This window comes from Maribacter sp. 1_MG-2023 (genome assembly GCF_030547005.1).
Taxonomy (GTDB): Bacteria; Bacteroidota; Bacteroidia; order Flavobacteriales; family Flavobacteriaceae; genus Maribacter.
Genome location: NZ_JAUOPN010000003.1, coordinates 318,406 through 340,306 on the forward strand (window position 1 = coordinate 318,406; position 21,901 = coordinate 340,306).

Here is a 21,901-nt window from a genome sequence, read left to right on the forward strand (position 1 = left end):
ATATTAAAAACTTAATACTGATCTTAGAGTATTAATTAAAACATAACTTAATAAGAAATAACATGAAAGCACATACTAAAGAAACTCAAGCAACGATGACCCCTAAGAAATCTTTAGATTTCTTGAAAGAAGGAAATCAGAGATTTCAGAGTAACTTAAAAGCGAACCGTAACCTTTTAGAACAGGTAAACGATACTAGCGAAGGCCAATTCCCTTTTGCTACCATATTAAGTTGTATAGATTCTAGAGTTTCTGCCGAACTGGTTTTTGATCAGGGATTAGGAGATATATTTAGCGTTAGAATAGCTGGTAATTTTGTAAATGAAGATATATTAGGTAGTATGGAATTTGGCTGTAAACTAGCCGGCACCAAATTAATAGTAGTTTTGGGCCATACAAGTTGTGGTGCCATTAAAGGTGCCTGTGACCATGCCAGATTGGGTAATTTAACCGCCTTGATCAACAAAATTGAACCAGCTGTTGATGCTGTCAAAGAACCTACAGATGAGAGTTTAAGAAATTCTAAAAATTTAGATTTTGTGGATAAGGTTTCTACTAAAAATGTGGAAATGACTATAGATAATATCAGAAAACAGAGTCCGGTTTTAGCCGAAATGGAAGAAAACGCAGAACTCATGATAGTTGGAGCCATGTATGACATCACATCGGGTGCTGTTGAATTTTACAGTTAAACCGATTCATTACAACCTTAATGTTAAAGAAAACTGATGTATCTACATCAGTTTTCTTCTTTTTAATATATTAGACTTTGCAAACTGCAAAACCTATTAATCCCAGTCTTCTAGTGAATCTCTCTAATATATACCACACAAATAATTCTCTAGTTAAAAGTTGAAAGAATTTTCTTTTTCGCTTAAATATAAATAGCAAATTTTTCGAACACTCACCCATCAAAAGCAACAAAAACATACCATTCCTGTTTTAAAAGTTTTAAATTTGCTGCTTTAATCAACATTCATGATTGATAAGATAAAAGAAGAAATTTCTGCAGTAACATCGTTCACAGCTGACAATATGGAAGCCGTTGAAACTTTTCGAATTAAATACTTAGGTAAAAAAGGGCTTCTTAATGACTTCTTTGCGGAGTTTAAAAATGTACCAAACGACCAGAAAAAAGAGTTCGGGCAAACTATAAACGAGCTTAAAAAAGCTGCTACAGAAAAAGTAGAAACTTTAAAAGAGGTTTTTGAAAATAACCAAACAGACGAACAGGTATATGGTGATTTATCGAGACCTGGCAATACTATAGAATTAGGTGCACGTCATCCTATTTCAATAGTTAAGAATAAAATCATCGATATTTTCTCTAGAATTGGTTTCAATGTTTCTGAAGGTCCAGAGATAGAAGATGATTGGCACAATTTTACGGCGTTGAACTTACCAGAATACCATCCTGCAAGAGATATGCAAGATACTTTCTTTGTTCAAACCGATCCAGATATCCTTTTACGTACACACACCTCATCGGTTCAAGTGCGTTATATGGAAAACCACCAACCTCCTATTCGTACAATATCTCCGGGTAGAGTATATAGAAACGAAGCTATTTCAGCACGTTCTCATTGCTTCTTTCACCAAGTAGAAGGTTTGTATATTGATAAAGATGTTTCTTTTGCAGATTTAAAACAAACACTTCAATACTTTACGGCCGAGCTCTTCGGAAAATCTAAAATTAGGCTAAGACCTTCTTACTTTCCATTCACAGAGCCTAGTGCAGAAGTTGATGTGTACTGGGGACTAGAAACTGAATCTGACTATAAAATAACCAAAGGTACTGGCTGGTTAGAAATTGGTGGTTGCGGTATGGTAGACCCAAATGTGCTAACAAATTGCGGACTAGATCCTGAGGTTTATTCAGGTTTCGCTTTTGGAGTTGGTATTGATCGTATAGCTATGCTTCTTCATCAAATAACTGATATACGTTTATTGAGTGAAAACGATTTACGCTTTTTAGAGCAATTTAGAAGCGCCCTATAATATCACCTTGTGAAAAAAGATATTGAAATACCTGTTGTAAAAGATGTACACGTCGCCATTATTCGTGAATGGAACGAAGAATTCTTAAATAAAGACTGGAATGCTTATATCTTAAATGATCGTGAAACTGCTATTGAAATGACAATGGTAGTTTCAAAAGGTTATGAAGGTGACCGTAAAACTTCAATAATGAGACATAATATTGGTGCGGTAGAAGCCAAATCATTTAAAAAAATTGAAGTTGTACAAGAAAATGTCTTAACATTGAACAACGAGTTTTATGTTACCTTCTACGCAGATAACAAATTATTCGAGAAACGATTTGTATTCGAGAAAAATTCAGTCACTGAAGCAAGCCTCATTACTATTTCACTAATTGAAAAAGAGGGCATTTTTGCCTCATAAATCACTTCTCTCTACCATAACAATTATTTTAAGTTACCTAACAAACTCTTTTCCACCTCAGAGAACACAACGTTTTTTAAATACCCAAACAGTTAAAAATATTTTTTATTTAATTAATTTTCAGATAGTTATCATATATCTTTGTGACTGCAACAAAAGTTTAACAAGCTTTAACAAAATTTAAGTTCTTTTAGTTTGTTTGTGACCGAACTAACTATACCTTTGTCCCTTCAAATTTCGAATCATGGAAAAAGAAGAACATAAACAAAGATTAATAGAAGAGCTAGGTGTACATTTTGAAGCTGAATATAATCTACCTCCATTGGCTGCAAGAATATTTGGAAACCTTGTAGTAACTGAAGAAGTAGGTCTTACATTCGACGATTGTCAAATGAAAAGAGGGGCAAGTAAAAGCTCTATTTCTACATCGCTCAATTTACTATTACAATTAGGTATAATAACCTATTTTACTAAATCTGGCGATAGAAGAAGGTATTTTAAAATATCTGACAAGAGCACTTTCTTCATTAAAAAATTAGAGCAGGCTATTAAGAAAGCTGCTAATGAATCTAAAATGATTCAAAAAGTTGCGGAGTATGATCAGCAGTACAACAATGAAAAATACATTTCTAATAAAGCAAAAATGGAAGCGTATTTAAATTGTCTTGACCAAAACGAAGCTACTAATAAAGAAACGATAGAAGCCCTAAGAAAGCTGATTTAAAAAAATTTATAAATTAAGTTCGTTTTATACCGAACAAACTGAATTAACAAAACCTTAACAGGTGCAGTTATATTTTTAAATGCAAATAAACATCCAATTAAAATGAAAAAGTTATCAATTATAGGAATATTAAGTGCAGTGCTTCTTTTAAGCTCGTGCTTTGGTTCATCAGAAAAACCAGCCCAAGGTCCAGCTGCACCTCAGCCACTAAGTTTGAAAGTCGCTAAATTAGAAAAGCAAGACTTAACTATATATAATGAATTCTCAACTACTCTTGAAGGTAAACAAAATGTAGAGATATGGTCAAAAATATCTGGTTTTGTTCAAGAAGTATATGTTGAAGAGGGTCAAAAAATTAAAAAAGGTCAGTTACTTTTTAAATTAGAAACCCAAACTTTAAATCAAGATGCTAACGCTGCAAAAGCTTCTGTAAATGTAGCACAAGTTGAGGTTAACAAATTGAAGCCTTTAGTAGATAAAAATATCATTAGCCCTGTACAATTAGAAACTGCAAAAGCACAACTTGTACAAGCACAGGCAAATTACCATAGTGTTATTTCTAATATTGGTTATTCTCGAATTACTAGCCCTGTAGACGGTTATATTGGCGAGATTCCTTTCAAAATTGGTGCGCTTGTAAGTTCTGCAATGGCTAAACCATTAACTACTGTTTCTGATATTAGCGAGGTTCGTGCTTATTTTTCAATGAACGAGAAAGAGCTTTTAAAATTAAAGGAGTCTTTGCCTAAAAATGATAATAACGTTTTAGACTTAGAGAAAGCCCCAGAGGTTACCTTAATAATGATCAACGGTGAAGATTACGCTGAACCTGGTAAAATTGCTATGATCAATACTATTATTAATAGTACTACCGGTAGTGTAACGGCAAGAGCTGATTTTGACAACAAAAATAATTTACTAAGTAGTGGTAGTACAGGTAAAATTAAAATTCCGACTATTTACAGTGGTGCATATGAAATACCTCAAACTGCAACTATTGATCTTCAAGGTAAAAAACTGATTTACGTTTTAAAAGCTGATAATACGGTTACTACAATGCCATTAGATATCATTACCACTACTCAAAAAGGCTTTGTAGTTGAAAATGGAATTGAAGACGGAACTACTATCGTAATTGAAGGAGTTTCTAAATTAAAAGACGGAATGGCTATTAACCCAGCCAAGTAAGCATCCGTTATTCATTAAAACATATAAATAAACAACAATGTTTCAAAGATTTATAGATCGTCCCGTACTTTCTACGGTGATTTCGATCATTATAGTTATTCTAGGTGTTTTAGGTTTAACGACCTTGCCTATAGAACAATACCCAGAAATAGCACCTCCAACGGTGCAAGTTACAAGTACCTATACAGGTGCAAATGCAGAAACCGTTCTAAATAGTGTTGTAATTCCATTAGAAGAGCAAATTAATGGTGTTGAAGACATGTTGTACATGACTTCTAACGCAAGTAATGACGGTGCCTCAACCATAAACGTATTTTTTAAATTAGGTACTGATCCAGATATTGCTACTGTAAACGTGCAAAACAGGGTTGCAAGAGCAAACAGTGTATTACCACAAAGTGTTGTTCAAACAGGAGTTATTACTCAAAAATCTCAGACCAGTGCATTATTATTCTTCTCTTTATTTTCTGATAATGATGAGTATGATGCAACGTTTGTAGAAAACTATGCTAAAATTAACATCGTTCCAAAATTACAACGTATTGAAGGTGTAGGTAACGTTACTGTTTTTGGAGCTAAAGATTATTCTATGCGTATTTGGATAAATCCAGAAAAAATGGCGGCATACAAGCTAATGCCATCTGATATTCAAGCTGCGCTTACAGAACAAAATCTCGAAGCTGCAACGGGTAAAATTGGTGAAAATGCCGATGGTGTTTACGAATATGTATTAAAATATAAAGGTCGTCTTTCAAATGAAGCTGAATATGAAAATATTATTATTAAAGCTCAAGAAAATGGACAATTTTTAAGACTTAGAGATGTTGCCGAAATTGAATTGGGAGCTTTTAATTATGGAACTAAAAATGAAGGTATGGGCAAGCCTGGTGCTGCCGTTGGTGTTTTTCAAACTTCTGGTTCAAATGCAAATGCTATTATTGATGAAATTCAAACAATTTTAGAGGAGAGTAAAGTCGATTTTCCTAAAGGATTAGACTATGTAATTCCTTATAACACTAAAGATTTCTTAAGTGCATCTATAGATCATGTTATACAAACCTTGATCGAGGCCTTTTTATTAGTATTCTTAGTGGTATTCATATTTTTACAAGACTTTCGATCAACATTAATACCGGCTATTGCAGTACCAGTTGCAATTATCGGTACGTTCTTCTTCCTCTCTTTATTTGGGTATTCTATTAACATGTTAACGCTATTTGCAATGATACTCGCTATTGGTATTGTAGTGGATGATGCTATTGTGGTGGTAGAAGCCGTGCATGCTAAAATGGAAGAAGGCGCTACAAATGCTAAAACGGCTACGAAATCTGCCATGTCAGAAATATCAGGTGCAATTATTTCTATTACCTTGGTAATGTCGGCAGTATTCATTCCTGTATCATTTATTAGTGGATCATCAGGTGTGTTCTACCAACAATTTGGTATCACATTGGCAATTGCCATTCTTATTTCCGCTGTAAACGCTTTGACACTGAGTCCGGCTTTGGCCGCTCTTTTATTGAAACCCCACCATACATCCGAAGAAAAAAAGAAAGGTGTTGTAAAACGTTTCTTCTCAGCTTTCAATACTGGTTTTGATGCGGTAACTAATAAATATGTTGGATCAGTAAAATATATAGCCAAAAGAAAATGGCTAACTGGAGTTTCGCTTGTCATATTCGCAGTTATTGCAGTTTTACTATTTCAATCTACACCTACTGGGTTTATACCGAATGAGGATCAAGGGTTATTATTTGCTGATGTTACAATGCCTCCTGGTACTACTTTAGAACAAACACAAAAAACTGTAAAGAAGCTCGATTCTATTTATGAATCTATGGATATCATAGAAGCTAGAATGAACATTACCGGGTTCAGTATTCTAAACAGTGTTAACGGTGGATCATATGGTTTCTCTGTTCTTCGTCTTAAAGATTGGGGTGAAAGAGAAGGTGAAGGAGAATCTGTTCAAGAAGTGGTAGGAAGCCTGTTCGCAAAAACAGCGGGATTAAAAGATGCTAAAATATTCTTCTTTACGCCGCCAAGTGTTCGTGGTTTTGGTAACTCTACTGGTTTTGAGATGAACTTACAGAGTAAAGATGCTGATGATTGGCAAACCGTAAGTAAAGTTACCAATGAGTTCTTAGGTGCCATTAATGCACGACCAGAGGTACAATACGCGATTACTAACTTTAACGCCAATTTCCCTCAATATGAATTAGATGTAGATGTTGAGAAAACTAAAATGGCAGGCTTAGCTGTTACTGATGTTTTTAGTGCTATGCAAGGTTATTATGGTGGTCTTTATACTACCGATTTCAATAAATTCGGTAAGCAATACCGTGTAATGATTCAAGCTAAACCCGAAGATAGAGCCGATGAAAATTCATTGAACCATATTTTCGTAACCAATGCTAATGGAGAATCGGTTGCCGTTTCGCAATTTGTAGGGTTGAAGAAAATTTATGGTCCAGAGGTGGTAAGTAGATTTAACTTATTGAGTTCTGTAAAAATCAACGGAGCTATGAACCCTGGGTATTCAACTGGTGATGCGATTAAAGCAATTGAAGAAGTAGCTGCAGAGGTATTACCTAATAATTATACCTATGAATATTCTGGACTTACTAAAGAAGAAAATAGCGCAGGTAGCCAAACCATCATTATTTTTATTTTGAGTTTGGTATTTGTATACTTCTTATTAAGTGCGCAGTACGAATCATATATTCTACCTTTATCAATTCTACTTTCATTACCCGTAGGTATTGCTGGCGCTATTGGTTTTGTTAGCATTGCCGGACTTGAAAACAATATCTATTTTCAGATTGCATTGATTATGCTTATTGGTCTGCTTTCGAAAAATGCCATTCTTATTGTAGAGTTCGCATTGCAACGTAGAAAACACGGTATGTCGATTATCGACTCTGCTATCGACGGTGCAAAAGCGAGACTTAGACCAATTTTAATGACATCATTCGCATTCATTCTTGGTTTAATGCCATTGGCATTATCATCGGGTATTGGTGCTGTTGGTAATAGATCTATTGGTATGAGTGCTGTTGGTGGTATGTTAATTGGCACCATATTCGGTGTATTCGTTATACCGGCATTGTACGTTATTTTCCAGACTATTCAAGAGCGTTTTACAGGTGCTCCACAACCAACTATTGAAGAATAATAGAACTAAAGAAATCATGAATAAAATAATATCAAATAAACTTATACTGGTTGCTATACTGCCATTGTTGTTGCAATCTTGCTTTATAGCAAAAACATACGAGCGACCAGATGTCGAAACAGAAAATTTGTATCGAACCGATAATTTACCGCAAGACAGTGTATCATTTGCGTCGGTTTCATACCAAGACCTTTTTACAGATGCTCATTTGAAGACGTATATTCAAAGAGGATTACAAAATAACCTTGACATTCGCATTGCGCTACAGAGCATTGCAGCTGCCGAGTCTTATGTTAAGCAGGGTAAAGCAGGCTATTTGCCTACCATTAATGGTGCTGCAAGTGCAACAAGAGTTGCAAGAACAAGCGAGAACGGACAATTTGGAAGCTTTTTTACGCAACCTTATAACCAATTCGAAACTTCTGGTACTGTTTCTTGGGAAGCAGATATATGGGGAAAAATTAGAAGTACTAAACGGGCAAGTGATGCTAGTTACTTACAAACTGTAGCTGCGCATAAAGCGGTAAAAACGAGCCTAGTAGCCCAAATTGCCACGACCTATTATAGAATTCTATCATTAGATAAGCAGATTTTAGTTACTGAAGAGACGATTGAAAACCGCTCTAAAAGTTTAGAGACTATTACTGCCTTAAAAGAAGCAGGGCAAACAAACCAAGTTGGTGTTGACCAAACTGCAGCTCAATTATATAGCGCTCAGAGCCAACTATTGGATATTAAAAATTTAATGTACCAAGCAGAAAATACATTAAGTATTTTATTAAGCGAACAACCACAGACCTATTCTCGTAATACGCTCGATGAACAATCTTTAGCTAGTGAAATGCAGCTTGGGGTACCGGCGCTTTTACTTCGTAATAGACCAGATATTATGCAAGCAGAATATAGTTTAATGAACAGTTTTGAACTAACGAACGTTGCGAGAAGTAATTTCTACCCATCTATAACTTTGTCGGCACAAGGTGGATTTCAAAGTTTAGAGTTTGACAATTGGTTAGATTCCAGTTCAATATTTGCAAATTTAGTAGGCGGACTTACACAACCGATTTTCAATGGTAGAAAAATCAGAACGGCTTACGAGGTTGCCCAAGTACAACAAGAGCAGTCTTTACTGAGTTTTAAAAAGGCTCTTTTAACTGCTGGTAGAGAAGTATCTGAAGCTTTACATGACTACAATATTGCAGTTGAAAAAGAAGAGTTTATCTCTAAGCAAGTATTAGCATTAAAACGTGCCGAAAATAATTCAGAAGAATTATTGAATAGTGGTTATTTAACGTATCTAGATCTTTTAACAGCTAGAGAGAATTCTCTAAATGCAGAGCTAAACCTAGTTGACAACAAGTTTTCGCAACTATCAGCAACGGTTGAATTATATCGTTCTCTTGGTGGCGGATGGCAATAGGTTAATGCTAAAAAGAAGCGAATATACTGAGTAAGCGTTAGCGCTTTTCTCTAAATATAGATGTGAAAGGGTCGGAATGGATGATGTTGCTGAGACCCTTGGCATCTCTAAAAAAACACTGTACGAACTGTTTGAAAATAAAGATAATCTAGTTCAAGAAAGTGTTACCTTATTATTTAAGCGTATTTATGAAAACATGAGTAGCTTTTTTAAAATGTCTGAACAAACATCAGACCCATTTAGTGAAATTACACATAATTATAGCGCAGGACTTAAGGAGTTGAGAAACTTAAGTCCTACTTTTTATACGGACTTAAAAAATACTACCCTAAAGCATTCAATCTTTACGATGATTTCACCCAAGCAATTGTTTGCACCTATGTTTTAGACCTACTAAAAGCTACTGAAAGCAATGGGTTATTAAGAGAAAAAATAAATATTAAACTAATTTGTGAGCTATTTATACTTCGAACGAATGAAGTAATGCTACCGAATCGCGATTTTTTCGACAGCTATAGTAACGAAGAATTATTAGAGCATTTAATTATTGTGCCCTTACAGGGGATTAAAAGACCACCTAATCTTTCCAATTCTTAAAAGGATTTTTACTGATTTGAGAGTTATAATATTTAACCTCTCCGGTTACCTCAATGCCTAACCAAGCAGGTTTTTGAAAAGATTCATTCTCATCGTTTAATTCAATTTCAGCAACGGTTAAGCCTTCATTATCATCATAGAATTCATCAACTTCATAAACGTGATTTCCAATAGTAATTTCATACCTGGTTTTGTTCAGAATTCCTTTTTCACATAATTTCAATAGACTTTCGGCTTCTTCAACAGAAATTTCTTTTTCCCATTCAAAACGAGAAGTTCCTGTTTCATTTGATTTACCCTTAACGGTTATGAAACCTAAATCACCCTTAATTCTAACTCGCACCGTTCTATTAGGGTCGGTATTTAAAAAACCTTGAACAATACGTGTTTTAGATGCTGCTTCAGATTTATAATCGTCAGATTTCACCAAAAATTTACGTTCTATTTCTATCATATGAATGGTTAAAACTACTATCCAAAAACTAAGATAAGTCTTAAATTTGCTTATGCCCAATGAAATGCCTCTTCGAAAAATTATTCATGTTGATATGGATGCGTTTTATGCATCTGTAGAAGAACTGGATAATCCTGACTTAAAGGGAAAACCTTTGGCAGTAGGTGGTAGTGAAAAAAGAGGTGTAGTGTCCGCAGCAAATTATGAAGCCAGAAAATTTGGTGTTCGTAGCGCCATGAGCGGATTTATGGCTAAAAAAAACTGTCCGCAGTTAACCTTCGTAAAACCCAGATTTGAACGGTATAAAGAGATTTCGAAAATTATACGTTCTATATTTTTTGAATACACTGATCTGGTTGAACCCTTATCTCTTGATGAAGCTTATCTCGATGTTACTATTAATAAAAAAGGAAACCCATCGGCTACTATGCTCGCCACTGAAATTCGGCAACGTATTTTAGAAAAAACGGGGTTGAATGCATCCGCAGGTATTTCTATCAATAAATTTATTGCCAAAATTGCAAGTGATATCAATAAGCCAAACGGACAAAAAACAGTGAACCCAGAAGAGGTCATCCCTTTTTTAGAAGAATTAGATATTAGAAAGTTCTACGGTGTTGGTAAAGTTACTGCCGAAAAAATGTACAAGCTTGGCATTTTTACCGGAAACGATTTAAAAAACAAATCAATAGAATTTTTAGCAGAAAACTTTGGCAAGAGTGGTCCTTATTATTATCATGTGGTACGTGGTATACATAATAACGAAGTTAAACCTCACCGCATACCTAAATCTGTTGGTGCAGAAAGAACCTTTAACGAAAACCTAAGTAGCGAGGTTTTTATGCTAGAACGCCTAGAACATATTGCCCAAGAACTAGAAAGAAGATTAACAAAATCTAAGGTAGCCGGTAAAACAATTACGTTAAAAATAAAATACAGTGATTTTACCTTGAATACCAGAAGTAAAACTATGCCTTATTTTATATCAGATAAAGATCTAATTTTAGAAACTGCAAAAGATCTTTTATATCAAGAAGAGTTACAAAACTCTGTTAGACTTCTAGGAATCTCCTTATCTAATTTAAATACAGAAGACAAGACGGTTAAAAAAATTGACGATAAATCAATTTTAGTTCAATTAAAATTCGATTTCTAATTAATCATCGTTCATTTTCTCTCTTTAAACCAATAATCATAAATATTATTGGCTATGATAGTTTTATTGTCTAAAATGAAAAACCTGAGGCAAAGTTATACACTAAAGAAAACCAAGTAAAGGCATTGACAGAACCTATTGATTTGTCTACACGATTATTTCAGTCGGCAAGAATTGAATACATCGAAGTATTGCTAACACAACGTGAAGCTCTTGAATCTAAAATGGATTTGGTTGAAACAAAAAAAGACCAATTAATGGCCAGAGTAAATGTATATCAAACCTTAGGTGGCGGGTGGAACTAGTATTGTTATAAGTAAAAATGATTTTTTTAACCCTAATAGGAGTAATTTCTATTAGGGTTTTTTTATTGTTTTAGCTGTTTTTTTAGTAAAAATCACCTCTTTTGTGTTCAACTTTTTTAATCACATTTTAAAGTATAACCAACGAACACTTAAACATTTATGCTAATCCTCTCTAAAAATTATAACTGTTAAAAGTAAAATTTTAGCTTTATAACAAATTGCTATGAAAAAGAAATTTTAATTATTACTCTAAACTACACAGTATGATAGATTTAAAAGATTACGATAACGCCGTAATCAAGTTTAGAAAAAGTCTAGACTTTACTATGTTACCTATTCTCTCTTGGGATTTTTATGCTTCTAATTATGAAGAAATAAAACAAACCGAAGAAGATGCTGTTACTTTATTAAGTTTGGTTACTACCAATTCTTGGAATATCGATACCGACATTCTCGATACTAAATTAAAAGTAGATAAGAATGTTATAGTCGTAACTGACGCCAAATTAAACATTGTTTTTGCTACCAAAAACATGTGGAATATGAGTCAATACCATCCTGAAGAAATAATAGGTAAAAGTCCTAAAATGTTTCAGGGTAATTTGACCTCTAAGTCTACATTAAAGGTCGTATCTGATGCTGTAAAAGAAAAGAAACCATTTGAGGTCACTGTAGTCAACTATAGAAAAGATGGATCTACTTATAAGTGTTGGATACAAGGAGAACCTATTTTTGACAACAAAGGTGATGTCGTTAATTTTATCGCCTTTGAAAAAGAAGTTGCTTAACTGTTCTTGTTAAAGCATAAAAAAAGGGTCGCTAATTAGCGACCCTTTTTATTGTATTATATATTCTAAATAAGACTATATATCACCTGATTCTATTTCACTAACTCTTAATGTATTTACCATTCCTTTATCTTTAATAGGCATTGCAGCAAGGCTAATAATCATATCGCCTATTGCCAAATATCCTTTATTGAAAGCTATACGGTTTACATCATCAATAGTATCATCTGTAGACACAAATTTATCATAGTAAAAAGCTTTTACGCCCCATAATAAATTTAACTGCGTAAGTATTCTTTTGTTCGATGTAAACACCAAAATATGTGCACTAGGTCTCCATGCAGAAATTTGAAAAGCGGTATACCCACTATTCGTTAATGTAGAAATTGCCTTCGCTTTAATATCATTTGCCATTGTAGCTGCATGATAGCAAATAGATTTAGTAATAAATCTTTTCGTACGAATATGTGGTGGATCATGCGGTACATGTATTAAATCTGAACCTTCAACGCTCTCTAAAATACTTGCCATTTTTTCAATAACCTGTACTGGGTAATTACCAACAGAAGTTTCACCAGATAACATTACTGCATCAGCACCATCCATAACAGAGTTTGCTACATCATTTACTTCTGCTCTTGTTGGTGTAAGGCTAGTAATCATTGTCTCCATCATTTGGGTAGCAATAATTACCGGTATTCTTGCTTTCTTAGCCTTTAAAACCAATTGCTTTTGAATTAATGGCACTTCATGAGCAGGAACTTCAACACCTAAATCTCCACGAGCAACCATTAAACCGTCACAATAAGCAACAATCTTATCGATATTTTCAACTGCCTCTGGCTTTTCAATTTTAGCAATAATCGGAATTTTATGATCTGAGTGCTTATTGATGATGTTCTGTAAGTCAATTAAATCTTGACTAAAACGAACAAAAGAAAGCGCGATCCAATCTACCTCTAAAGAAATAGCAAATTCGGCATCTGCAATATCCTTTTTTGTAAGTGCAGGTAAAGAAATATTAGTATTCGGTAAGTTAACACCCTTTTTAGATTTCAATGGTCCACCTTGTATTACCTTGGCTAAAACCTCATCATCTCCATTAGTTGTTACTACTTCGAACATAAGTTTACCATCATCTAAAAGAATACGCTCCCCAGCTTTTACATCTCTAGGAAATTCTTTGTAATTCATGTAAACACGTTCTGCAGAACCTTCAAAAGGCTCACCAGTTACAAATGTTATTTCATCACCCGGGCTAACTACAACGTCACCGGCCATTACGCCTACACGCAATTTAGGTCCTTGTAAATCTGCTAAAATAGATGTGTACGTATCCATTTCATCATTTAACTCACGTATCATTTTTACACGCTCTTTAACATCATCGTAATCGGCATGAGAAAAATTTATTCTGAATACATCTACTCCCGCATCAATCATGCTCCTGAGTACCTCTTTCTTACTAGTTGCAGGCCCTAAGGTGGCAACAATTTTCGTCTTTTTTACAGTTGGCATATTTAAAAAATTAGATTGTTCTTTGATTTTAGTTTGTCTGTACTTATTTCATAAGCTGCCATAACCCTAGGCAACATTAATATGTTCTTTATTAAGGAATTTATATCAAAATCCTTTTCAGTTTCTATTTTTAATAGATAGTCAACATCCTTATACTCAGGTATGAGCCGAGGTGTCTTATATGTTGTTTCGTTCTTAAATAAATCGTCTCGTACAATGAGCTCTTTTTCACTACTATGATTGGCGATTAACACCCAATACATATCATTATACTCATCTTCCCATTCAAAAATGGGAAACGATTTATTTTCAGCAAGAATAAAATTCTTTTTTGCTCTTACAAATTTTGACTTAACACTTTCGTTTAATCCGTAGGCTAAAGCAAAATCTTCTAAGGTAGTGTGTAAAGCTATAAGGCTAAAAGATTCATCATAAAAATCATCATTTATTTTATAAGTCGTAGCCATACTTCAACAAAACGGTAAATATAGAACTTCTAAGCTATAAAGCCTAGTTAGATAAATTGATAAAAACACATTAAAAGTTAATAAAATGTTAGCTTTTTATCATTTTGGGAAATGATTAATTTTCCATCTTATCCTGCAAAGCAAAAAAAGCTCTTTTTGAGGCTCTCTCTTCTGCTTTCTTCTTTGAAGTTGCTCTAGCTTTTGCAACAACATTACCGCCAATTGAAAGTTTAACGGCAAAATGTTTTAATGGATCATTGCCAGTATCTTCATATACGTCAAAATCGAAAGATTTCTTTTTCTTCTGACACCATTCGATTACTAAACTCTTATAACTAATGACCCTACCTTCTAGTTGCTCAATATCAACATAGGGTTCTACTACTCTTTTGTAAATAAATTTTTCGCAATATTTATAACCACGATCAAGGTAAATTGCACCTACTAAAGCTTCAAATACATTACCATGTATATTTTGACCAAAGTGCGATTTAGGTATTCTACTTTCTACATAATTAATTAAACCCAAATCTTTACCCAGTTCATTTAAATGCTCCCTACTAACAATTTTAGATCGCATTTTAGTAAGGTAACCTTCGTCACCTTCTGGAACTTCACTGTAAAGATGCTTAGATATTATAGTGCCTAGCATAGAATCACCTAAGAATTCTAGCCGTTCGTAATTCATAGCATTACCCTTTTCATCTTTTATATTCATTGACCTGTGTAGAAAGGCCTTTTTATAAAAAGATAATGTTTTTGGCTTAAAACCTAAAATCTTGGTTATTCCCAAAAAAAAATCCCCATCCTCTTTTGGATGGGAATTAAATAAGTTTGTGGGAAATGACATAAAACTAATTAATCAATTTTTTTAAAAACCACACATGCATTGTGCCCACCAAAACCAAATGTGTTACTCATAGCAACTTTTACATGTCGTTTTTGAGCTTTGTTCAATGTAAGGTTTAAACTAGGATCTATATTCTCATCTACCGTAGTATGGTTAATAGTTGGTGGCACTATACCATGTTCCATTGCCAAAATCGATGCAATTGCTTCAATAGCTCCGGCTGCTCCTAATAGGTGACCGGTCATAGACTTGGTAGAATTTATATTTATATCTTTTGCATGTTCACCAAATACTTTGGTAATTGCCTTAAGCTCTGCAACATCACCTAAAGGTGTAGAAGTACCATGTGTATTAATAGCATCTACATCTTCAATTGATAGGCCTGCATCTTTTAAACAGTTTTGCATTACTCTAACTACTCCTACCCCATCTGGGTGTGGTGCAGTCATATGGTAAGCATCACTTGTCATACCACCACCTGCTACTTCTGCATAAATTTTTGCTCCTCTGGCTACTGCATGCTCATATTCTTCAAGAACTAATGCCCCTGCTCCTTCACCTAAAACAAAACCATCTCTAGTTGCATCAAAAGGTCTTGAAGCCGTTTCTGGACTATCATTTCTTGTTGATAATGCGTGCATTGCCCCGAAACCACCCATACCTGCAATAGTTACGGCCGCCTCACTACCACCTGTTACGATGACATCGCAATGACCTAAACGTATATAGTTCAAGGCATCTATCATTGCATTTGCCGAAGAGGCACATGCTGAAACTGTTGTATAGTTAGGTCCCATAAAACCATGTTTTATAGAAATGTTTCCTGGTGCAATATCTGCAATCATCTTTGGTATAAAGAATGGATTGAATCTTGGTGTACCATCACCATTAGCAAAATTCATGACTTCGTTCTGAAAAGTTTCCAATCCTCCGATTCCTGCTCCCCAAATAACACCAACACGAAATTTATCAAGTTTTTCTAAATCCAATTTAGAATCAAGAATAGCTTCGTCAGAAGATACAAGTGCATATTGTGCAAATCTATCTAGCTTACGCCCTTCTTTTCTTTCAAAGTGATCTTCGGTTTTGTAGTTCTTCAACTCACACGCGAACTTTACTTTGAATTTTTCTGTATCGTAATAAGTAATTGGTGCCGATCCACTTTTACCGTTAATCAAGGCATTCCAATACTCTTCAATATTGTTACCAATTGGGGTAAGTGCCCCCAAACCTGTAACTACAACTCGCTTTAACTGCATTTAACTTTTGTTTGTTTAAATCTAAACCAAGCGTAAATTAAAAAAAATTATCCATGCGGAGTGTTTACCACATGGATAATTTGAATTCTATTTAAGAAAACATGCTTTACTTCGCTTCTTCTATATAGCTGATCGCTTGACCAACAGTTGCGATATTCTCAGCTTGATCGTCTGGAATTTGGATATCAAATTCTTTTTCGAACTCCATTATCAACTCTACCGTGTCTAATGAATCTGCGCCTAAATCGTTAGTAAAGCTAGCTTCGGTTACCACTTCGTTTTCATCAACTCCTAATTTATCAACGATGATAGCTTTAACTCTTGATGCAATGTCTGACATAATAATATTTGTTTTAAAAATTTAAATTGAAGGCAAAAATAAAAAACTTTGGTTTAATTACACTAATTGTCGTTAAAATGTATGGTAATTTAATAAAATTAAATACATGTGCTGTAATTTTACCACATTAATATTTTGTTTCGGTAACGTTGATAAAAGGTATTGAAAAGTAGTGAGGTAATTAGAACTGTAAATGATAATCGTTTTTTTCTAAATTCTGACAAGCTTTAAATTTGTTTTATTTGCAGAACTTTAATTTTATTGTTCGCTCTCTTAAAAGACCATTTGTATTGAAAACCAAAAAAATTATTCTTTTTGCCTCAGGTTCTGGATCTAATGTTGAAAACATTGCCAACTATTTTAAACTCCGCAAAGATGTTACTATATGCTGTGTATTAACTAACAAAAGCGATGCCAAAGTCATAGAACGGTGCAATAGACTTGAAATAAACGCTTTGTTCTTTAACCGCCAAGCGTTTTCTAAAAGTGACTTTATTTTAAATATGATGCAGTCGCTAGAGCCAGACCTTATAGTATTAGCTGGGTTTTTATGGAAAATACCAGAAGCTATTACGAATGCATTTCCAAAGCAAATCATAAATATTCATCCTGCATTATTACCAAAGTATGGTGGCAGAGGCATGTATGGCATGAACGTTCATAATGCCGTTAAGGAACAAAAAGAGACCGAAACTGGCATTACCATACATTATGTAAATGCACAATACGATGAAGGCGCAATCATTAAACAAGCAAAAGCATCTATAGCTATTACCGATACTGCCGAAGATATTGCATCTAAAGTACACCAATTAGAATATGAGTATTTCCCTAAAGTTATTGACGAAATTTTATCGAAACAGTAATGGCTAAAAAAGGAAAATTCTATGTGGTTTGGAAAGGCAAAAAGCCAGGTATTTTCGATTCTTGGAAGGAATGCAAAAAATCTATTGCAAACTATGCCGGTGCAGAATACAAATCTTTTGAATCTTTTGATGTCGCCAAAAAAGCCTACAATGGTAATTATGCCGATTTCAAAGGAAAGAAAAAAACAGCTTCTACCTTATCTAAAGAAGAACTGGTAAAAATAGGTTTACCAAATTATCATTCTATTTCTGTTGATGCAGCTTCTAGTGGAAATCCCGGAGTTATGGAATACCAAGGTGTAGATACTAAAACGGGTAAAAAATTATTTAAACAAGGTCCTTTTCCGCAAGGGACCAATAATATTGGGGAGTTTTTAGCTCTGGTTCACGGACTAGCATTTTTGAAAGAGCGTAATAGTGATCGTATCATCTATACAGATTCTAGAACTGCCATGAGTTGGGTACGAAAAAAGAAATGCAATACTAAACTAACAGCATCTGCCAAAAACAAAAACCTTTTTGAACTTATAGCGAGAGCAGAAGACTGGTTAAAGAAAAATAAATACACTACAGTTATCGTAAAATGGGAAACGAAGGCTTGGGGAGAAATTCCTGCTGATTTTGGTAGGAAATAATTTGCATTTTATATCAACAATTCGCCTTTGATAACTATTACAATTTGTATTTGAAAAACCATTTTAATTAGCCCCTCAAAATCGTATATTTGCAGCTTAAATTTTTACAATTTTATGGGCAAGCTTTTAATAGTAGGTACTGTCGCTTTTGACGCCATTGAAACTCCTTTTGGCAAAACAGATAAAATTTTGGGCGGCGCAGCTACCTATATTGGATTAGCAGCATCTCAATTCGAGGTTGATTCAGCCATTATATCTATAGTTGGTGATGATTTACCACAAGAATATCTAGACCTTTTAACCGATAGAGGTATTGACATTTCTGCATTAGAAATTGTAAAAGGCGGCAAGACGTTCTTCTGGAAAGGCAAATACCATAACGATTTAAATTCTAGAGATACGTTAGCTACAGAACTAAACACTTTAGAACACTTCAACCCCGTTGTGCCTGAAAATTACAATGATGCCGATGTAGTAATGCTAGGCAATCTTCACCCAATTGTACAATTAGGCGTCATCAACCAAATGAAAAAACGACCGAAATTAATCATATTGGACACCATGAATTTTTGGATGGACAATGCGCTTAATGATTTAATGGAAGTAATTAAACATATAGATGTATTAACTATTAACGATGAGGAAGCCAGACAATTGACTGGTGAATACTCTTTGGTGAAAGCTGCGCAAAAGATTTTTACCATGGGTCCTAAATATGTGGTTATCAAAAAAGGGGAACATGGGGCTTTATTATTTAATGACGACCAAATCTTCTTTGCACCGGCATTACCTTTAGAAGAAGTATTTGATCCTACAGGCGCTGGTGATACATTTGCCGGTGGCTTTTCAGGATATCTGGCAGCAACCAATGACAGCTCTTTTGAAAATATGAAAAAAGCTATCATTCATGGATCTAACTTAGCTTCTTTCAGTGTTGAGAAATTTGGAACAGAAAGAATGATTGATTTAGATCGTAAAGAAATTAGAGAGAGACTGCATCAGTTTAAAAGACTGACTCAGTTTGATATAGAATTACAATAATCCCCTAGCCTCAAATTTTTTGGGGCTTTTTTAATACCAAAAACAATGAGTGACGCAATTAAGCATGAGTGTGGTATTTCTGTAATACGGTTATTAAAACCCTTAGAGTATTACAAGGAAAAGTATGGAACAGCATTTTATGGTGTAAATAAGATGTATCTAATGATGGAAAAACAGCACAATCGTGGTCAAGATGGTGCAGGTTTTGCCAGTATAAAATTAGATGTGGAAGCAGGGGAACGTTATATGAGCCGTGTTCGTTCATGCCAACAACAACCTATACAAGATATTTTTGCCCAAATTAACGATCGTATTAATTCTGAGCTTAAAGAGCATCCGGAGTATGAAGATGATGTTGCTTTGCAAAAAAAACACATACCTTATATAGGAGAATTACTTTTAGGCCATGTGCGTTACGGTACTTTTGGTAAAAATAGCATTGAAAGTGTTCACCCATTTTTAAGACAAAACAATTGGATGCACCGTAACCTTATTGTCGCAGGTAACTTCAATATGACCAATGTTCATGAACTGTTCGATAATTTAATTCAGCTAGGGCAACACCCAAAAGAAATGGCTGATACGGTAACCGTAATGGAAAAGATAGGTCATTTTCTAGATGATGCAGTTGCTAAATTATACAAGCAAATTAAAAAAGAAGGTTACACCAAACAAGAAGCTTCCCCACTTATAGCCGAACGTTTAAAGGTGTACAAAATATTAAGAAGGGCTGCCAAAAATTTTGATGGTGGTTATGCGATGGCCGGTTTACTTGGTCATGGTGATGCTTTTGTACTAAGAGACCCAAGCGGTATTAGACCCGCATACTACTATAGAGATGACGAAGTTGTCGTAGTAGCATCAGAAAGGCCGGCAATACAAACGGTATTCAATGTACCTTACGAAGAGGTGAAAGAATTGGATCCAGGTGCTGCTATCATTATTAAAAAGAATGGCACAAGCGATATTAAACAAATACTAGAACCTAAAGAGCGAAAGGCATGTTCTTTTGAACGTATCTATTTCTCTAGAGGTAGCGATAAAGAAATTTACCAAGAGCGTAAAGCTTTGGGTAAGTTGGTATTCCCTCAAATATTAGAATCTATCAACGAGGATATTAAAAATACCGTTTTCTCATACATACCAAATACAGCCGAAACTTCTTTCTACGGAATGGTTAAGGAAGCTCAAAATTACCTGAACAAGAAAAAGGAAGAGCAAATACTAGCTTTAGGCACAGGTATTACAGGTGAACAACTACATGAGATATTAGATGTACGCCCTAGAATAGAGAAAGTTGCCATTAAAGATGCGAAACTTAGAACATTCATTACTCAAGATAGCAGTAGAGATGATCTTGTAGCACACGTCTATGACATTTCTTATGGATCAGTTAAAAAAGGTGATAATCTAGTTATTATAGATGATAGTATTGTTCGAGGTACTACGCTTAAAAAGAGTATTCTTAGAATATTAGATAGATTATCTCCTGAGAAAATTATCGTAGTGTCTTCTGCACCGCAAATTAGATACCCAGATTGTTATGGTATTGACATGGCAAAACTAGAAGATTTTATAGCCTTCAAAGCAGCTTTAGCTTTACACGAAGACAATAACTCTATGCATATCGTAGAAGATATTTACAAAAAGTGCTTGACACAGGTCGATAGTCATGATAACGACGTAATTAATTACGTTAAAGAATTCTATGCTCCTTTTACAGCGAAACAAATTTCAAAGAAAACAGGAGAGCTGCTTAGTCCTGAGGGAATAAACGCTGAAGTTTCTATAATTTACCAAACCATTGAAAACCTACATGAGGCTTGCCCTAAAAACCTAGGCGATTGGTATTTTACAGGTAACTATCCAACACCAGGTGGAAATAGAGTAGTAAATAAGGCTTTTATAAACTTTTATGAAGGCAACAACGAACGCGCATATTAAATAATATATCGATGAAATGCACTCTATTTATGTATTTCATCGATGAATAAAGTATTTTAACGACTGAATGGTCGATTTGACTTAACCAGCTTTACTTTTAGAGCTACCATAGCATAAGTAGGTTAAGTTCATGGTAAGATTTGGGGCAAAAAAGGTGGAGGTTTCTCCACCTTTTTTATGTACTAATATTTCGGACACTACAACTTTGTAATCCGTTTCTTCACAACGCTCTTTTTAACGTAATTACGAGACTTTCAGCCAATACCTTTTACAATCATTAACAAGCCTATTACATTTACAGAACCATAGCATAAGTAGGTTAAGTTCATGGTAAGATTTGGGGAAAAAGACGGAGCAATGCTCCGTCTTTTTATTTTACAGCCATTTCTAACTTCACAACCACACAAAATCTTCTTAAACTTTCAATTCTAGCATTACAACTTAAGTTTGTGACGTACAACGAATAGCTTTTTATAAAAGCCCATATGCATATACATTTACAGAACCATAGCATAAGTAGGTTAAGTTCATGGTAAGATTTGGGGAAAAGACGGAGCAATGCTCCGTCTTTTTATTTTACATCCATTTCTAACTTCATAACCACAAAATCTTCCTAAATTTTTAATTCTAGTAGTACAACCTAAGTTTGTGACGTACAACGAATAGCTTTTTATAAAAGCCCGTATGCCTATATATTTACAGAACCATAGCATAAGTAGGTTAAGTTCATGGTAAGATTTGGGGAAAAGACGGAGCAATGCTCCGTCTTTT

At 34.4% G+C, this 21,901-nt stretch carries 20 protein-coding genes and 1 pseudogene; 15 read left to right on the forward strand and 6 right to left on the reverse strand.

Annotated features, from left to right (window positions below):
* Positions 1-62: 62 nt before the first annotated feature.
* The 8 genes and pseudogenes from Q4500_RS06005 to Q4500_RS06040 all read left to right on the forward strand — a co-directional run.
* Positions 63-692, forward strand: coding sequence for a carbonic anhydrase family protein (locus Q4500_RS06005; RefSeq protein ID WP_303598807.1), 630 nt, complete (start codon positions 63-65; stop codon positions 690-692).
* A gap of 286 nt (positions 693-978) precedes the next feature.
* Positions 979-1,998 carry a phenylalanine--tRNA ligase subunit alpha gene (pheS, locus tag Q4500_RS06010; RefSeq protein WP_303598808.1) on the forward strand — a complete coding sequence of 340 codons (1,020 nt, stop codon included), beginning with the start codon at positions 979-981 and terminating at the stop codon, positions 1,996-1,998.
* Positions 1,999-2,007: 9 nt separating this feature from the next.
* On the forward strand, positions 2,008-2,403 hold the full coding sequence (locus tag Q4500_RS06015; RefSeq protein ID WP_303598809.1) for a hypothetical protein: 396 nt from the start codon (positions 2,008-2,010) through the stop codon (positions 2,401-2,403).
* Positions 2,404-2,647: 244 nt separating this feature from the next.
* Positions 2,648-3,127 carry a GbsR/MarR family transcriptional regulator gene (locus tag Q4500_RS06020; protein WP_303598810.1) on the forward strand — a complete coding sequence of 160 codons (480 nt, stop codon included), beginning with the start codon at positions 2,648-2,650 and terminating at the stop codon, positions 3,125-3,127.
* Between the two features lie 102 nt (positions 3,128-3,229).
* Positions 3,230-4,315 carry an efflux RND transporter periplasmic adaptor subunit gene (locus Q4500_RS06025; protein WP_303598811.1) on the forward strand — a complete coding sequence of 362 codons (1,086 nt, stop codon included), beginning with the start codon at positions 3,230-3,232 and terminating at the stop codon, positions 4,313-4,315.
* Between the two features lie 37 nt (positions 4,316-4,352).
* The gene (locus Q4500_RS06030; RefSeq protein ID WP_303598812.1) at positions 4,353-7,490 is read left to right on the forward strand and encodes an efflux RND transporter permease subunit; all 3,138 of its coding nucleotides are present in this window, start codon (positions 4,353-4,355) and stop codon (positions 7,488-7,490) included.
* A 16-nt stretch (positions 7,491-7,506) separates the two neighbouring features.
* Positions 7,507-8,910: a TolC family protein gene (locus tag Q4500_RS06035; protein WP_303598813.1), complete on the forward strand. Its 1,404-nt coding sequence runs from the start codon at positions 7,507-7,509 to the stop codon at positions 8,908-8,910.
* 46 nt (positions 8,911-8,956) lie between these two features.
* Positions 8,957-9,298: pseudogene (locus Q4500_RS06040) on the forward strand (TetR/AcrR family transcriptional regulator); the annotation flags it as partial.
* A gap of 189 nt (positions 9,299-9,487) precedes the next feature.
* On the opposite strand, the gene Q4500_RS06045 reads toward Q4500_RS06040, so the two are convergent.
* A complete protein-coding gene (locus tag Q4500_RS06045) occupies positions 9,488-9,961 on the reverse strand; it encodes a CYTH domain-containing protein (protein WP_303598814.1) in 474 nt (157 codons plus the stop codon).
* Positions 9,962-10,013: 52 nt separating this feature from the next.
* On the opposite strand from Q4500_RS06045, the gene dinB reads away from it, so the two are divergent.
* The 3 genes from dinB to Q4500_RS06060 all read left to right on the forward strand — a co-directional run bounded on the left by dinB (position 10,014) and on the right by Q4500_RS06060 (position 12,210).
* Positions 10,014-11,117: a DNA polymerase IV gene (gene dinB / locus Q4500_RS06050; RefSeq protein ID WP_303598815.1), complete on the forward strand. Its 1,104-nt coding sequence runs from the start codon at positions 10,014-10,016 to the stop codon at positions 11,115-11,117.
* Between the two features lie 125 nt (positions 11,118-11,242).
* A complete protein-coding gene (locus Q4500_RS06055) occupies positions 11,243-11,422 on the forward strand; it encodes a hypothetical protein (RefSeq protein ID WP_368389727.1) in 180 nt (59 codons plus the stop codon).
* Positions 11,423-11,685: 263 nt separating this feature from the next.
* Entirely contained in the window at positions 11,686-12,210 is a 525-nt protein-coding gene (locus Q4500_RS06060) for a PAS domain-containing protein (protein WP_303598816.1), read from the forward strand.
* 75 nt (positions 12,211-12,285) lie between these two features.
* Here the strand turns inward: Q4500_RS06060 and pyk are convergent, their stop codons facing one another.
* The 5 genes from pyk to Q4500_RS06085 form a co-directional block, all read right to left on the reverse strand.
* On the reverse strand, positions 12,286-13,728 hold the full coding sequence (pyk, locus tag Q4500_RS06065; RefSeq protein WP_303598817.1) for a pyruvate kinase: 1,443 nt from the start codon (positions 13,726-13,728) through the stop codon (positions 12,286-12,288).
* 2 nt (positions 13,729-13,730) lie between these two features.
* Complete coding sequence (locus tag Q4500_RS06070; RefSeq protein ID WP_299799005.1) at positions 13,731-14,195, reverse strand: IPExxxVDY family protein; 465 nt, start codon at positions 14,193-14,195, stop codon at positions 13,731-13,733.
* A 115-nt stretch (positions 14,196-14,310) separates the two neighbouring features.
* Positions 14,311-15,045: a ribonuclease III gene (gene rnc / locus Q4500_RS06075; RefSeq protein ID WP_299325901.1), complete on the reverse strand. Its 735-nt coding sequence runs from the start codon at positions 15,043-15,045 to the stop codon at positions 14,311-14,313.
* Between the two features lie 8 nt (positions 15,046-15,053).
* Entirely contained in the window at positions 15,054-16,304 is a 1,251-nt protein-coding gene (gene fabF, locus Q4500_RS06080; protein ID WP_303598818.1) for a beta-ketoacyl-ACP synthase II, read from the reverse strand.
* A 106-nt stretch (positions 16,305-16,410) separates the two neighbouring features.
* Positions 16,411-16,644 carry an acyl carrier protein gene (locus Q4500_RS06085; protein ID WP_008269813.1) on the reverse strand — a complete coding sequence of 78 codons (234 nt, stop codon included), beginning with the start codon at positions 16,642-16,644 and terminating at the stop codon, positions 16,411-16,413.
* Positions 16,645-16,934: 290 nt separating this feature from the next.
* On the opposite strand from Q4500_RS06085, the gene Q4500_RS06090 reads away from it, so the two are divergent.
* From Q4500_RS06090 to Q4500_RS06105, 4 genes are all read left to right on the forward strand, one after another.
* Complete coding sequence (locus Q4500_RS06090; RefSeq protein ID WP_303598819.1) at positions 16,935-17,510, forward strand: phosphoribosylglycinamide formyltransferase; 576 nt, start codon at positions 16,935-16,937, stop codon at positions 17,508-17,510.
* Positions 17,510-18,145, forward strand: coding sequence for a ribonuclease H family protein (locus tag Q4500_RS06095; RefSeq protein WP_303598820.1), 636 nt, complete (start codon positions 17,510-17,512; stop codon positions 18,143-18,145). The genes Q4500_RS06090 and Q4500_RS06095 overlap by 1 nt, the downstream gene beginning before the upstream one ends.
* A gap of 114 nt (positions 18,146-18,259) precedes the next feature.
* Positions 18,260-19,186, forward strand: a complete 927-nt coding sequence (locus Q4500_RS06100; RefSeq protein WP_303598821.1) for a PfkB family carbohydrate kinase — start codon at positions 18,260-18,262, stop codon at positions 19,184-19,186.
* Between the two features lie 45 nt (positions 19,187-19,231).
* Positions 19,232-21,130 carry an amidophosphoribosyltransferase gene (locus Q4500_RS06105; RefSeq protein ID WP_303598822.1) on the forward strand — a complete coding sequence of 633 codons (1,899 nt, stop codon included), beginning with the start codon at positions 19,232-19,234 and terminating at the stop codon, positions 21,128-21,130.
* Positions 21,131-21,901 lie beyond the last annotated feature (771 nt).

Coding starts and splice junctions, on each gene's coding strand:
- Q4500_RS06095 (WP_303598820.1), top strand. CDS start 17,510: ATGGCTAAAAAAGGAAAATTCTATGTGGTTTGGAAAGGCAAAAAGCCA.
- Q4500_RS06035 (WP_303598813.1), top strand. CDS start 7,507: ATGAATAAAATAATATCAAATAAACTTATACTGGTTGCTATACTGCCA.
- Q4500_RS06045 (WP_303598814.1), bottom strand. CDS start 9,961: ATGATAGAAATAGAACGTAAATTTTTGGTGAAATCTGACGATTATAAA.
- pyk (WP_303598817.1), bottom strand. CDS start 13,728: ATGCCAACTGTAAAAAAGACGAAAATTGTTGCCACCTTAGGGCCTGCA.
- Q4500_RS06100 (WP_303598821.1), top strand. CDS start 18,260: ATGGGCAAGCTTTTAATAGTAGGTACTGTCGCTTTTGACGCCATTGAA.
- Q4500_RS06085 (WP_008269813.1), bottom strand. CDS start 16,644: ATGTCAGACATTGCATCAAGAGTTAAAGCTATCATCGTTGATAAATTA.
- pheS (WP_303598808.1), top strand. CDS start 979: ATGATTGATAAGATAAAAGAAGAAATTTCTGCAGTAACATCGTTCACA.
- Q4500_RS06020 (WP_303598810.1), top strand. CDS start 2,648: ATGGAAAAAGAAGAACATAAACAAAGATTAATAGAAGAGCTAGGTGTA.
- Q4500_RS06105 (WP_303598822.1), top strand. CDS start 19,232: ATGAGTGACGCAATTAAGCATGAGTGTGGTATTTCTGTAATACGGTTA.
- Q4500_RS06070 (WP_299799005.1), bottom strand. CDS start 14,195: ATGGCTACGACTTATAAAATAAATGATGATTTTTATGATGAATCTTTT.
- Q4500_RS06025 (WP_303598811.1), top strand. CDS start 3,230: ATGAAAAAGTTATCAATTATAGGAATATTAAGTGCAGTGCTTCTTTTA.
- fabF (WP_303598818.1), bottom strand. CDS start 16,304: ATGCAGTTAAAGCGAGTTGTAGTTACAGGTTTGGGGGCACTTACCCCA.
- Q4500_RS06030 (WP_303598812.1), top strand. CDS start 4,353: ATGTTTCAAAGATTTATAGATCGTCCCGTACTTTCTACGGTGATTTCG.
- Q4500_RS06005 (WP_303598807.1), top strand. CDS start 63: ATGAAAGCACATACTAAAGAAACTCAAGCAACGATGACCCCTAAGAAA.
- rnc (WP_299325901.1), bottom strand. CDS start 15,045: ATGTCATTTCCCACAAACTTATTTAATTCCCATCCAAAAGAGGATGGG.
- Q4500_RS06060 (WP_303598816.1), top strand. CDS start 11,686: ATGATAGATTTAAAAGATTACGATAACGCCGTAATCAAGTTTAGAAAA.
- dinB (WP_303598815.1), top strand. CDS start 10,014: ATGCCCAATGAAATGCCTCTTCGAAAAATTATTCATGTTGATATGGAT.